Annotated in this window: 9 protein-coding genes; 2 read left to right on the plus strand and 7 right to left on the minus strand. The window is 33.3% G+C overall.

Translation table 11 applies throughout. The annotated features are described in order from the left end of the window. Both QZU81_RS05335 and QZU81_RS05340 read right to left on the minus strand, forming a co-directional pair. Window positions 1-1014: YcaO-related McrA-glycine thioamidation protein (locus QZU81_RS05335; protein ID WP_295590003.1), on the minus strand; the 1014-nt coding region annotated here is incomplete at its 3' end. A gap of 3 nt (window positions 1015-1017) precedes the next feature. Then, complete coding sequence (locus QZU81_RS05340) at window positions 1018-1659, minus strand: site-2 protease family protein (protein ID WP_295590006.1); 642 nt, start codon at window positions 1657-1659, stop codon at window positions 1018-1020. Window positions 1660-1711: 52 nt separating this feature from the next. Here QZU81_RS05340 and QZU81_RS05345 point away from each other — a divergent pair, with 52 nt between their 5' ends. Then, window positions 1712-2728, plus strand: a complete 1017-nt coding sequence (locus QZU81_RS05345; protein ID WP_295590008.1) for an aminopeptidase P family protein — start codon at window positions 1712-1714, stop codon at window positions 2726-2728. On the opposite strand, the gene QZU81_RS05350 is transcribed toward QZU81_RS05345, so the two are convergent. From QZU81_RS05350 to QZU81_RS05370, 5 genes are all read right to left on the minus strand, one after another. Then, window positions 2725-3531, minus strand: a complete 807-nt coding sequence (locus QZU81_RS05350) for a DUF2207 family protein (RefSeq protein ID WP_295590011.1) — start codon at window positions 3529-3531, stop codon at window positions 2725-2727. The genes QZU81_RS05345 and QZU81_RS05350 overlap by 4 nt on opposite strands. A gap of 209 nt (window positions 3532-3740) precedes the next feature. Further along, window positions 3741-4382, minus strand: coding sequence for a 4'-phosphopantetheinyl transferase superfamily protein (locus QZU81_RS05355; protein WP_295590013.1), 642 nt, complete (start codon window positions 4380-4382; stop codon window positions 3741-3743). Continuing rightward, the gene (locus QZU81_RS05360) at window positions 4379-6250 is read right to left on the minus strand and encodes a PP2C family protein-serine/threonine phosphatase (RefSeq protein WP_295590016.1); all 1872 of its coding nucleotides are present in this window, start codon (window positions 6248-6250) and stop codon (window positions 4379-4381) included. The genes QZU81_RS05355 and QZU81_RS05360 overlap by 4 nt, the downstream gene beginning before the upstream one ends. Further along, a complete protein-coding gene (locus tag QZU81_RS05365) occupies window positions 6250-6627 on the minus strand; it encodes an ATP-binding protein (protein ID WP_295590019.1) in 378 nt (125 codons plus the stop codon). The genes QZU81_RS05360 and QZU81_RS05365 overlap by 1 nt, the downstream gene beginning before the upstream one ends. Next, the gene (locus QZU81_RS05370; protein ID WP_292823686.1) at window positions 6624-6923 is read right to left on the minus strand and encodes an STAS domain-containing protein; all 300 of its coding nucleotides are present in this window, start codon (window positions 6921-6923) and stop codon (window positions 6624-6626) included. Before QZU81_RS05370 ends, QZU81_RS05365 begins: the two co-directional genes overlap by 4 nt. 93 nt (window positions 6924-7016) lie before the next feature. On the opposite strand from QZU81_RS05370, the gene QZU81_RS05375 reads away from it, so the two are divergent. Then, window positions 7017-14834, plus strand: a complete 7818-nt coding sequence (locus tag QZU81_RS05375; RefSeq protein ID WP_295590024.1) for a non-ribosomal peptide synthetase — start codon at window positions 7017-7019, stop codon at window positions 14832-14834. Window positions 14835-14836 lie beyond the last annotated feature (2 nt).

Raw genomic sequence — 14836 nt, forward strand, 5'->3', positions numbered from 1 at the left:
GCTCTTGTTTTCGATATCTGTTAACTTAATTTTTTCTTCCTCATCCCGGAAATAAAATTTATTAATTCTTTTCATTCGTTCATAACCTGCTTCACGAGCAAAATCCGCTCTTACAGTATCTTCACGTGCTCCATTAATCTGAGTGGCTCTGCTCTGTGCAACTTCAGTCAATGCTCTTAAGATTGCAACTTCTGGGTCAAGATGTGTTCCCATCCCTAAAGTTAAAAGTCCTGCATCCTTTGTAACTGTATCATCGGCGGATGCAGCTATTGTTGGAATTTTAACATCGGCTGTAAAGTCCATCAATTTAATCTTGATGCCTTCAGATTCGAATTTTTCAAGTATGTCATTAACTGTTTCGCTTTCAATGCTGTCAAGGTCGATTTGAGCATAGTTTTTATGGGTCAACTCGAAAATGCTCCATGCATCCCTTTCAATAACTTCAAGCATTCCATGCAATATTGCCTCTTCAAGGACATTTCCAGAAGCTAAACCATTGGTATTTGATTTAAATAAACTCTGTACCTGATTGTCATGGAGATATGGATGATAAATTGCATTAGTAGGGATATAGAATTCTTCATCAGATATAATGTCCTTTGCAATGCTCCATTCAAGTTGCATCTCTTCAATGTTCTCTTTTTTGAAATCTTTTGGCAAATTCAAAGAAACGGGATCAATATATTCTCCTCTTTCGGATATTTCCTTTATATTGGCAACTATGACTTCATCACCATCTTGTTTTTCAGCGGAATATCTCTCAAAACCTTCCATCATTGCTGACGCTTTTGCATGGTCTTTTGTAATTCCTTTACCACCATAAATGCTGATGGCACCATCTTCCGCAGTTGGCCTGATTGCAGTGTATATTGGGAGTCCGATTCTATCCAAATCAGTTATGTCTGCAATACGGGTAATTCCAGCTATTTTTAACTTATCTTCATTGATTTCGATAGTTTTTTTAGGAGCTATAACTCTGTGTGTCCCTTTGAAATATGTAAGTTCGTCTGTCATTTTTTAAAATCCTAAAATTAATCTAACAATATTTTGAACGCCTATTGTCATGGATAATCCTGTTAATATGGCGGCAATAGCTATTGTAACAAGCCAAATTCCAAAGTTCCATGTCAATACTTTGGATCCATCCAAGTTTCCTATAGGCAATAGGTTGAATACAGCCAAGAAACTGTTGATTGAGTAACCTACAGCACAAATAATGAATATTAATGCTGTACCTTCTGAATAAAGTGCAGATGGATATACCATTGTTGCAATGCCTAAAAATACCAATGCAAGAATTATATTGACAATAGGTCCTGCAATAGATATTTTACCGTTAATTTCATCAGTCATATGATTTGCATAAGTGTAAACTGCACCTGGTGCTGCAAATACAAAACCGAAAAAGGATGTTATAAGTGCAAATATTAATCCTTGAGGCCATAACTTGAATTCTGCCCAGTAACCGTATTTCATTGACACGAATTTGTGTCCAAGTTCGTGCAGGATAAATCCGGCACCTACGCCAACCATTACAATAGGCAATGTTGATAGAATTCCAGATATGTCCCTTCCGGCATTCACTATTGCAAAACAAAGTGAAATAACGACAAATGCAATTATTAAATCTCTTACTTCACTACTTGTAAATTTGAACATAATTTTAAAATATCTAATTTTATATATAAAAGTTTTTTCTAAATATTAAATCATGGACATACATATTAGCAATATTTTAAAGGATTTGAAAAAGGATAATTTTCAAGCTTATTTACTTACCCAATTTACAAATGTTGAATATATTTCAGGTTATAAGCCAACCAGTTTCGCTTTTTGCATTCTAAAGGAAAAACCTGTTATCTATGCGTCCGGAATGGATATGGAACTGGCCAACAGGGATTCAACAATTGAAGTTAAGAAATATGAATCATATGAAATCATGATTGATGAGCTAAAAAGGGAAGGTGTTAAGAATTTAGCTATTGAGCCCAGCTTGCCTTTCAGCACATATGTCAGATTCAGGGACGATTTTGAAATTGACTCAAAAACCTATATTGACAAACAAAGGATGATTAAAACACCTCATGAGATAGAAAAGATAACTGAAGCTACTGAAATTGCTCAAAAGTCATTTTTACAATTGGATATTTTAAATAATTCGGCCACGGAAAAAGAAGTGGCTTTTGATTTGGTCCGCTTGATGATTGAAAATGGTGCTTCAAAGGAATCATTTGACACAATTGTTACAAGCGGGGCAGATTCAAGTCTTCCCCATGCAATTCCGCAGGCTAAAAAATTAGATCAACCAATTTTGATTGATTGGGGTGCAATCTATGAGGGGTATTGCTCTGATAATACGCGTACTATGGTTTATACAGAACGCCAACAGGAAATTTGGGATATTGTAGCTGAAGCACATGATAAGGCAATTCAAGCTATTAGGCCGGGCTTAAAGTGTTGTGAGATTGATAAGGCGGCTCGCGATATAATTGAAGATTATGGTTATGGTGATAAGTTTATCCACTCAACAGGCCATAGTTTAGGTCTTGACATTCATGAAACTCCAGGATTTTCGCTTCGTGATGATACAATAATTGAAGAAGGAATGGTCATCACTGTTGAGCCAGGAATATATCTGGAAGGCGAATTTGGAGTTCGCCTTGAAGATACGGTTTCAATTTCTAAGAGGGCAAATGTCATTGGCAATTTGCCGTTAAATATTGATTAACCTCCGCCAGGAATGGTATATTTGTCATTAACGCCATAAAATATGCCAGTTCCTTTGCTTTTTTCATTGACATTGGATAATGCATTATCAAAAATCATATTCAATAGTTTATATCCGTCTTTATCAATGAAATCGCATAATTCTGAATTATTTTCCCTTAATTCTAAAGCGTCTTTTTCAAGGTTAAAACAGGCTGCATAGATTATTTGTGAGGAATTTTCCACAGCAGATTCCGGAGGGTATTTTTCTGTCAATTCTTCTGATTTCAAATAATCTTGGAAGCATTTCCATTCTTTTTTGATTTCTTTTCCTTTATCGGTAAATTTTCCATTAATCAAAATGTCCATGTAATCTTTGGATGTAAATTCATTTTCATTTTCAACGGCTTGTTTGAATGAATAGAAATCCTTATAAAAGTTATTGGCCACAGTAGTGCTTTTGCTTTGTTTGTACATGTCTTTTAGAGTGAATTTTTTGGAGTTATTCATTTTCTTCAGTAAATTGATGGCTATTGTTTCGGATGTTTTTAGCTCTCCTTTATTTGCGATTCTAAGAGTAATATTTTTCATAACTTCCAGGTCACTCTCATTTACTTTGCCATTAACATTATATGAATCATTATAGTTGATTTCACATTTAATCTGATTTTCATTAATCAAATCAAGAACAGTGAGTGATAGGCAGGAAATATCAATCTCTCTATTGTTCAAACGTTTATTTTTAAATAATGTTGCAACAATTGGATAAGAATCATCGCTAGGGGGATTTTTAATATTTTCATTTTCAGGATTCTTTTTGTTCATACCTAACATCTTAATCTCTCCTTTTTTTAAGATTACACATATTCTTTGTGAGTTTATTTGTTAATTCAATATTTTATTCGTGCTTAAGATACCACACTTGTTGATTAGTCTATAAAAGACAATATATAAAGTTTTTCGAATGCAAGTGCTCACATACATAGTTAAATAGTTAAAAAAATCAATAAAAAAGCTTAAAATATTATTTAAAATTAAACTTTGGGATATAGCTCCCCAACATCATACTCGATTAAATCATGCACATCATAATTGCTGGTTATTCCGATTTTGTAGTTTTCAATGTCAAATAAGTTGAATTTTAAATTTTCATTATCATTTTTAAGTCTGATTTTATCTTTTATTATTATTTCAAAGCTATCTAATTCCAAATTCATTCCAAGTCCAGTATATTTCATGTAGCTTTCCTTTAAAACCCAATATTTGAAAAATTCGTCCGGAGGATTCTTGGATTTCATGATGGTTTCATATTCACTGTTGTAGAAATAATGTTTGGCTATGCTCAAATCAATTTCAGCATCAATATATTCAACGTCGACTCCAATGGCCATGTCTGATATTGCACATAAAACTATCCTGTTGGAATGGCTTAAATTAAAATGAATGTTGTCATAATTGGATATGTATGCCTTTCCATATTTTTCAGTTTTAAAAGCAGGTTTTGTGATGTCTTCTTCTTCAAGTAATTTTTTTAAAAGGAGATAAGCTCCTGCACTTAGTTTTTTATCCTTTTCAAACCTGTAAAAATCTATTTTTTCCTTACGGTTTTGAGAAACTAATTTGTAGGCTTTCTTCAAATCCAAGCTTTCTACATTGCAATAAGCTACTTTAATCATGATTTGTCCTTTAGATAGAGAATGGTCATGTCGTCATATTGTTTGGCATCTTCAGTAAATTCGGAAATGTCATTTAACAAAGGAATAATTGGACCTTCATCGCTTTTAAATTCATTAAAGAATTTCAATAACCTATCTTCGCCATACATTTCGTTGCGATTATTATTGGCATCAGTTATTCCATCAGTGTAGAGTACTAATTCATTGGTTAATGTAATTTCTTCTTTTACATAGCCAAAGTCTTCCATAATTCCTAAAACAAGTCCTGTTTCAATATCCAAATATTTAAATTCTCCATTTTCCTTTATTAATGGGGGATTATGTCCTGCATTTGAAAATATGATTTTTTTACTTGATTTATTATATATTCCAAGCCATATTGTAATGAACATAGATTCAGAATTATTCACGATTATTTGGTTATTTAACGAGCATAATACTTTGGACGGATCGGTTTCATGTTTAATCAATTGTTTAATTATGACCTGAGTAATCATTGCAAGAATTGCCGCAGGAACACCTTTTCCTGATGCATCACCGATTACAATGGCCAAATTATCATCATCTATCATATAATAATCAAAAAAGTCTCCTCCAACCTCTTTTGCAGGATGTGAATAACCATTAACAATAAATTCATCAGTTTCAAGCGCTTCAGTTGGAAGGGCTGCCGCCTGAATTTTAGTCGCAATGTCAAGTTCGGCATTAACGCGTTCTTTTTCACTTTCAATTTCACGGATATTCTCAATATAATTGTTGTTATGCTCGATTAATTTGGAATATGACCTAGCAAGAGTTCCAATTTCATTTTTTTCATTAACATATTTAGAATAAATGTCAAGCAATCCTTCTGCTTCGATTTTTTCATTTTCATTAATGAAGTTTTCAATTTTTGAAAATGATGAAATAGGTTTGATCAGTTTTCGTTCAATGTATCGGAAAATAATCATTCCAGGAATAAAGAACAATATTATAAACACATCAGTTATGATAAGTAAAGGCAGTAGGGTGATGAAGATATTCGCATCCAAACTGGCCACATATTTATAACTAAAAATAGAAACCAATATCCCCAAAATAGCAAGGGCTAAGGTTACTATGAGAAAATTCCTCATAATGCTTTCAATCATGGTGTTTTCATCATTTGGTTGTATTTCATATTCAAATGGTTTTGTCAGGTAGGCAAATAATAAAATTCCAAGCACTATTATTTCCCCAATTATGAAATTTTTCCCCATATCAAATTCAGATGTGATGAATGCGATTATTCCGCTGATGAGCAATAAATAAAATAATATCCGATATAATTTTCTGTTAAAAGCTTTTTTTGTTGTTTTAGGAGTATGTATAAAATCAATTTTATCCGAAATGAAAAGGCTCACTATTCCAAAAATAAATGCCCCATTAACAAAGTTTAAAAAATAGGAAGGGGTGAAAAAGTCAATTATATCAGTACTAATTATAAGACCAACTAACTTTCCATGAATTGCAGAATAGATGATTCCACATATTATCATGATGGATAAAAATAGGCTAAGATGGTAAAGATTATCCAATTTCGGTTTTGTGATTTTGTCTGTTTTAAAACCGGAATACCAAAGTTTATATGCCAAACAGGAAACACCAAAACTAAAAATAGCTGAAGGAAGTATTTCAAGGGGTGTAAATCCACCAATATAATCTATTACTATATTTCCAAGCACGGCACCTAGAGCACCATATGGTCCGAATAATAAACCAAAAACAAATAGCAATCCGACATAAGGACTTTCTATTCCTAATTCAAGAAAGAAATCTGAATATAATATAAAGTTAATTATTATCATTGATAAGAATGGGACTAATATTTGTTTTAGTTTGGTTTTCATTATTCCACTTTTTTGATTATTTTTAAATGATTCTCATTATTTACATATTGGTATTCAAGTTCATCTGCCATTTCTTTTGTTAAGAAAATTCCGAGCCCACCTATTTGAGCATCATCAATTGTTGTGGGAGCTTCAGGATCATCTTTTAAAAGAGGATTAAATTCAATTCCATTGTCAATAAATTCTATGGTCAATATTGGGGGTTCGAATTCAGCATTGACCTTTATATAGTCAGCTTTCGAATATTCCACGATATTGACAAAAATTTCTTCCAAAATTAAATTAACCGGGATGTTTTCTTCTGGAAGTTCATTTAAAATAAACTCGTTTAAGGTGTATAATTCCTTTAATTCGGGTTTTAATGAAATTGAGTTCATTCTATCTTTAAGATTTTATCAAAACCGGACATTCTGAATATTTCATTAATTGTGTCGTTAACGTTAATAATGGTCATTGGTATGTTTTCCGGTTTCAATTTTTTTTGAGTTGCAATCAAAACACGTAATCCCGCACTTGAAATGTACTCTAAATTAGTGAAGTCAATAATCAATGAATCGAATTTGCCCATTTCATCCAATATTTCATTTTCAAAATCAGGGGCAGTCACTGTATCAATGCGGTCTTTAACTTCAATTGTTAATTCTTTTTCATTATATTTTTTTATGATATCCATTTCAATCACTAATTAATTTTATTTATTTATTAATTTTATATATTTTGTTTAATATAAATTACTTATATTGAAAATAGAGGGAGTTTATGTTTTATGGGAAATTTTAAGTTATCCTCCTGTCAAAAGATGTTATTATTTTCGGAGATTAACAATCCAAATAATGACTCTTTTTATCTTAAATTTAGAAAGGATTATGATTTGAAAGATTTTGAAGATGTAAAAAGTGCGATAGAGATTATTTCTAAAAATTATTTGAATTTAAAAATTAAATATGATGAAAATGGTGATTTCAAACAGTATTATGATGATTTTGATGTAAACATTGAATCATTTGTAGTTGCCAATGAAGATATTGATGAATTCATTGTTGATTATTTAGACAAACCTTTTGAGGATGTTTTTGATTCTCCATTGTATAAATGGGCAATATTGAAAACAGAATCCTCAACAGTGCTTATCGGTGTTGTACAACATATATTATTGGATGGTACTTCATTGTTTTCCTTAATTCCTATGGAAATTCAGAAGTGTCTTGATTGTGTAAAAAATAATGAAGAATATGTTCCAAGGGATTATTCGTATGAAACCTATGTTAATGACGAATTGGATTATTTGGCATCTTCTGAAGCTAGTGAAGACAAACGGTATTGGTTGGATAATCTAAAGGATTATGCTCAGGACTGGTATTCGTTTGATAAATCTGAACTTGGTTATTATGAAGTGCTTTTAGATCAGATTCCAAAATTCGATTATTCCCCATTCGTAACCGCACTGGCACTCGACTTTTTATACTTTGCAAAGTCCAAAAAAGACAATAAACTGTTCAGTGACCTTGTAATGAATACTTCAGTTCATGGAAGATACTTCGGACAGGATGATGCATTGGGAATGTTTGTAAATACGATTCCATTAAGATTGACCTATGATGAAGAATTGACTTTTGATGAATTGTTATCATATTCCAAGTCAGTTCTAAAAGAAGGATTGTCCCATGCAAAATTGCAGTTCAGCGAATACACCACTGACTTAAGAAATGAAAATATTGATCCTGATTGCATTTCAATGATTTCAATAGTATCCAATTCAACAGATTATAATTCAAAATTCCTAACACTTCAAAAAGATATCAAATTCCCATTACACTTCAGGATAAATAAAAATTACTCAGATAAAAACGGATTGCAATCATTATTCATTGAATATGACAAATCTTGCTTTAGCTATAATGAGATAGCTTCAATGGCAAATGGGCTAAAAGACCTGGTAAGGCAAGTAATTGATGATTCTTCTAAAAAATGCAAGGATTATGATGTTGATGTGGTTGATTTCTTCAATGCTGAGAATTACTATAATAATCTGATAAATTCCTTTGAAAATTCAACTGCAATCTCTCCAGATATCAATGGGGACAAAATCAATTTTACAGATATTTCAAAACCGATTGCTGAAGATAAACTAAAAAATTTATCAAACCAATATCGTTTGTCCAAAGAGAAAATATTGCTGTCGGTATTCTTGTTTAATTTAACAAAATTCTCGTTTTCAAAGGATATTCTGATAGCATATAATAAACAGGCTTGCGGATATCATTTTGACACAAACCTGTCTGTTAACGAATATTTAAACGATTTCAAAAAGTCTTTCAAGCATTATTCAAATTATCCATTGTTAAACAATAGAAAATTGGATTTTGAAAGTGAAATTCTGTTCTTCACAGATGAGTATGACACTAAGGACTACAAATTTATATTTAATTATGAAAGCGGAAACATAAACATTTCTTATGATGAATCATTTTACTCAAAAGAGTTAATTGAAACTTTCTTGGATTCAATCGATGTTTTATTGGATAAGTTTGCTTCAGGCGATGATTTGCTAAAGGATATTTCAATCAGAAGGGAACTTGAATATGATGAGGACTTCAAAATAGAGCTTGCAAATGATGGTGTCATCAGCAAGATATTTGAAGAGATATCCGCTCAGAATCCACAAAAGACAATACTCATAGCTGAAGATGGCGAGCTCACATATGATGATTTAAACAAAAAAGCAAATAGGATTGCCAATTCATTAATCAAAAGAGGAGTGAACATTGAAGACAGAATCATGTTCATGATGAGAAGAAATAGCGATTTGATAGCGGCCGTGCTGGGTATTGTCAAGGCGGGAGCAGCATTTATCCCAATCGATCCGAATTATCCTATAAATAGAATCAATCAGATTCTTGAGGACAGTGATTCCAAATTTGTTATAACAAGCTCTGAAATCGATTATGAGGGCGACAACAGAATCGATGTGGATGAACTGTTGGCTTGTGAAGATGATTCAAATCCTGAAATCGAGCTTACTCCCGATAATTTATGTTTCTTGATTTACACTTCAGGTTCAACAGGAAAACCAAAAGGAGTAATGATTACACACAGAGGAATATCCAACTACATTGCCAATGTTGAGGAAAACGTTCCAATTTATGAGCTAAACCACAAATGCAACAAGTTCATTTCAATTTCAACAGTATCTTTCATCGTATTTTTAAGAGAGATATTCGGTACCATACTCAATGGTTTGCCTGTTGTATTTGCTAATGATGAACAATCCGTTGACCCATTGGAATTGGTTGATTTATTCAAAAAGACTGATGCTGAAGGATTCGGTTCAACACCAACAAGATTGCTCGAATACTTGCAGCTTGAAGAAATCCAAGATGTTGTCGGAAACTGCAATGTGATTATTGTGGGTGGGGAAGGTTTCCCTCCAGTATTATATGACAGATTGTCAAAATACACAAATGCAGATATTTACAACTCCTATGGTCCAACAGAGGTAACAATTGCATCACATTACAAGCTAATTGACAGCCCGGAAGTCACTGCAGGTTGGAAAATGCTCAATGTGGTTGATAAGATAATGGATATCGATGGAAATCAACTGCCTCCTTATGTGCCTGGTGAGATTTATGTCGGTGGTGCAGGAATTGCTAGGGGCTATCTTAATAATGATGAACAGACTAAAAAGGTCTTTTTAACTTTGAATAATATTCCATATTACAATACTGGGGATTTGGGTAAAAAAGACGCAAACGGCGAGTTATATGTTCATGGAAGAAACGATACTCAAATTAAGCTTAGAGGTTTAAGGATTGAATTGTCTGAAATTGAAGGGGCGATTGCAAACTATGAAAACATTACCCTTTCAAAGGTTGTTGTTAAAAAAATCAACTCAATCGAACATCTGTGCGCTTATTTCACAGCTGTAACTGATATTGAAATCGATGATTTGAAAAAGCATCTGATTGATTCAATTCCTGAATATATGGTTCCGTCCTATTTCACACAATTGGATGAATTCCCAAAAACACCTAATGGCAAGACAGACTTTAAAAACTTGCCTGATCCTGAAATCGATATTGATGAATTTATAAAACCAAGAACTGAAATAGAACAGGAATTATTCAACATAGTCTCTGAAATTTTAAATATCGAGGAATTTGGTGTCAACACAGATTTATTCAGTATAGGATTAACTTCCCTGTCTGTTATTAAGCTAACGTCAGCAATTTACAATAATTTGAATGCTCAGTTGAATGTTACGGAAATACTTAATTATAAAACCATTGAAAGAATAGCTGCTGAAATTAAAGAAGATGATGAGAGCTCAGCCGATGTTCAAGAATTGTATCCGTTAACTTCAAATCAATTGGGAGTTTACTTTGACTGCATTAAGGATTCTGAAAATACCGCATATAACCTTCCAAAGAAAATGGAATTCAGTGAGGGCATTGATGCGGATAAGCTTAAATCATCAATCATCAAAGCCATCGATAACCACCCTTATTTAAAAACTAGAATCGTAATGGAAAATGGTGAAGTCTGCCAACAAAGAAGGGATAATCTGAAAGTCGATGATTTGATTGAGATAGTTGATGAAGTTAACTTGGATGAGTTCGTAAAGCCATTCAAACTTGATGAGGGTCCATTGTTCAGATTTAAAATAGTTGGCAATTCAATGTTGCTTGCGGACTTCCACCATATAATTGTTGATGGAACTTCCCTGAACATTCTATTTGATGAAATCGCAAAAATCTACGATGGAAAGGATTACGAACTTGAAGAACTTGACGGTTTCGAATACTCCTTGAATGAGATCAAGACAGAACAATCCAGTTTATACAAGGAAGCCGAATTATTCTTTTCCAATAAGATTAAGGAATTTGATGATGCAACAGTAATTGCACAGGATATTAACGGTGATGAATCAGAGGGTAAAGCTGCAATGAAAGACATTTTCTTGGATAAGGAAGCTATTGATGAATTCTGTTCAAAATCCAAGATTTCTCAGAATAATTTGTTCTTGGCGGCAACTTCCTTTGTTTTAAATAAATTTGTTTATAATCGCAATATATTGATTGCAACAATCACCAATGGAAGATTCAATCCGAATCAGCAAAAGACAATAGCCATGATGGTTAAAACATTGCCATTGGCATTGAAATTAAATTCCGATTCCAATCTCAAGGAATACTTCGAATATATTAATTCTGAATGGTTTAATGTATTGGCTTATTCATCATATCCTTTAACTGAAATTTCAAATGAATTTGACATTACTCCTGAAATATTATACGCTTATCACGGAAAAATCATTGAAGACATTGAAATCGGTGGAATGAATGTTGAAAGGCAATCAATTGAATATGAAGGACTGAAATTTAAAATCAATATTAATGTGGTTGAAGTTGATGGCCAATACAGGATTTTCTGTGAATACAACGACCAGCTGTACTCTGAAACTCTAATCAACACCTTCCTTGACTGCATTGGAATAGTTTTGAATAAATTCCAGTCATTGGATGAAGGTACATTAATGAAGGATATTTCAATCATTGAAAACGATGATTGGGGTGTCGACGATTTGGAATATGATGAAATTCCTGAAGACAGATTGAATAAAATATTTGAGAATCAGGTTGAAATGCATCCTGATAGGGTTATTTTATATGCCACTGACGGAGAGTTCACCTATGCAGAATTAAATGAAAAAGCCAATAGGATTGCACATGGCCTTATTAAAAAAGGTGTAGGGCCTGAAGATAGGATAATGTTCATATTGAATAGGGATAGTAATGTGATGGCATCCGTATTTGGTATTCTAAAGGCTGGTGCTGCATTTATTCCTGTAGATTCAGAATATCCTTCTGAAAGAATCGAGCATGTTTTAACTGACAGTGAATCAAAATTCATCATTGTTGATGATGTAATTGAGAAAAAAGGCATTGATTTATCAGAATATGTTGATAATTTATTGGATGTTAATGAATTGCTAAAAGAGGAAGACACATCAAATCCCAATCCTGATGTGCATGCAAACAATATGGCATATCTCATCTACACTTCAGGTTCAACAGGACTTCCTAAAGGGGTCATCCTGGAGCATGGAAACATTGCCAACTTCGTATATCCAGACCCTAGAAACGTCTGTACTTATGAATTGGTTCACAATCTTGAAAAAGAGGATTATAAAGTATTATCCACTACAACTGTCGCTTTTGATGTGTTCCAACAAGAGTTGATGGGATCATTATTAAACGGAGTTCCTATGGTATTTGCCAATGATACTGAATACAAGGATCCTATTGAAATGATGGATTTGATTCATAGGTCTGGAGCAAATGTTTACGTTGCCACACCTTCACGTTTGCTGCAATATTTGGAAATTGAAGCGATGCAGGAAACAATGTACGGCTTTAAGGTATATATTCATGCAGGAGAACCATTTTCCGCAAGATTATATGAATTGCTTTCCGAAAACTCTAATGGAAAATTCTTTAACATGTATGGACCGACAGAAACTACAGTTTATTGTAACGGCCAACTGCTGGAAAGTTCAGATATCCACATAGGAAAAGAATTATTCAATGTTCATGAGAAGGTTATGGATTTTGATTCTAATCCTCTGCCTCCAAATGTTATTGGGGAGTTATACATTGCAGGAAAAGGTGTTTCAAGGGAATACCTGAACCGTCCTGAGAAAAATGCCGAAGCCTATGAGATTATTAATGGAATCAGGTTCTACCGTTCTGGGGACTTTGTCAAAGTCACTGAAGATGGTGACTATTATGTATTCGGAAGAATGGATAACCAAATTAAACTCAGAGGTTTAAGAATTGAAATAGGTGAAATTGAAGTCGGGCTTTCAAAATTCCCTGGAATCAAATCTGTAGCCGTTGTAGTTAAAAAAATCAAGGGTAATGACCATTTATGTGCTTACTTCACGGTTCATGATGAATTCAAAGATGAAAATCGTGAAGAAAACGGATATTCCATTGATATTGATGAGTTAAAAGCTTCACTTGCTGAAAAATTAGTTTATTACATGGTTCCAACTGTTTACATGGAACTTGATGAAATGCCTCAAACAGCAAACGGCAAAACAGACTTGAGAAACTTGCCTGAACCGGTATTGGTAACTGAATATGTCGCTCCTGAAAATGACATCGAAGCTTTCTTCGCAAACTTGTTTGCAGAAATTTTAGGGCTTGATGAAGTGAGCGTCACTGACAATTTCTTTGAAATTGGTGGAACATCACTCCTGGTTACCAAAATCACTATGGAAGCTTTAAACAGGAATTACAATTTAAGTTATGGTGATGTTTTCTCAAATCCGACACCAAGAGCGTTGTCAGAATTCATTTTGTCTGATGAAACATTTGAGAAAAAGACTGAAATGTCCTATGACTACTCTCAAATCAATGCACTCCTTAAGAAAAACAATCTTGAAAACATTATTGGTGGAGAAATCCAGGATAGTTTAGGCAATATTCTTCTTACTGGAGCTACCGGATTTTTAGGAATACATGTGCTTCATGAAATTCTTGAAAATGAAACTGGAGATGTTTACTGTTTCATTAGAGGCAATAAAGTATTAAGCGGAGAGGAAAGATTAAAATCATTGCTGTTCTATTACTTCTCAAATGATTATTCAGAGATGTTCGGTGAAAGATTGCATGTTGTTGAAGGGGACATCACTAACTTCGAAGACTTTGAAAAACTTGTTTCTGAAAATATCGATGCTGTAGTTAACTGTGCGGCTAATGTAAAACACTTCTCATCAGGAACAGACATCGAAGACATTAACCTTGGTGGTGTAATAAACGGACTTAAATTTGCAAAAATGAAAGATGCAAAATATGTCCAGGTATCCACATACAGTATCGCCGGTGAAAGTATAAACAATTTCCCTCCAGTTGATGTTAAATTCACGGAAAATGATTTATTTATTGGTCAAGCAGTAGACAATCAATATCTCAATTCCAAATTCCTTGCAGAACGCGCAGTATTGGAAGCGGCCGTCAATGATGATTTGGATGTAAAGATCATGAGGGTTGGAAACTTAATGGCAAGAAGCTCAGATAGTGAATTCCAAATCAATTTCGAATCAAACGGTTTCATCAATCGTTTAAAAGCGTTTGTAACTATTGGAAAAATGCCTTATTCAATGTTGATGGCCAATGTAGAATTTTCACCGATTGACATTACTGCAAAGGCTATTATAAATCTTTCAAAAACTCCTAAGGAATGTACTGTTTTCCATCCATATGATTATCACAGCATAAGCTTTGGAGATATAATTGACATTATAAAACCTTTAGGATTAAATATTGAACCTGCTGAAGAGGAGGATTATGAAAACGCTTTGGATGATGCACTTGCCGACAAATCAAAACAGGAAGGTGTATCCGGTCTCATCACTTCAATCGGTTCAGGAAAAGTTAAGAAGATTTGGATGCCTGTTGACAACACATATACCATTCAGGCATTATATCGTTTAGGCATTAAATGGCCGTTCGTTTCAGAAGAGTACATATATAATTTTGTTAAATATTTGAATGAATTAGATTTCTTTAGTATTTAGGT

Source organism: uncultured Methanobrevibacter sp. (assembly GCF_902770715.1).
Taxonomy (GTDB): Archaea; Methanobacteriota; Methanobacteria; order Methanobacteriales; family Methanobacteriaceae; genus Methanocatella.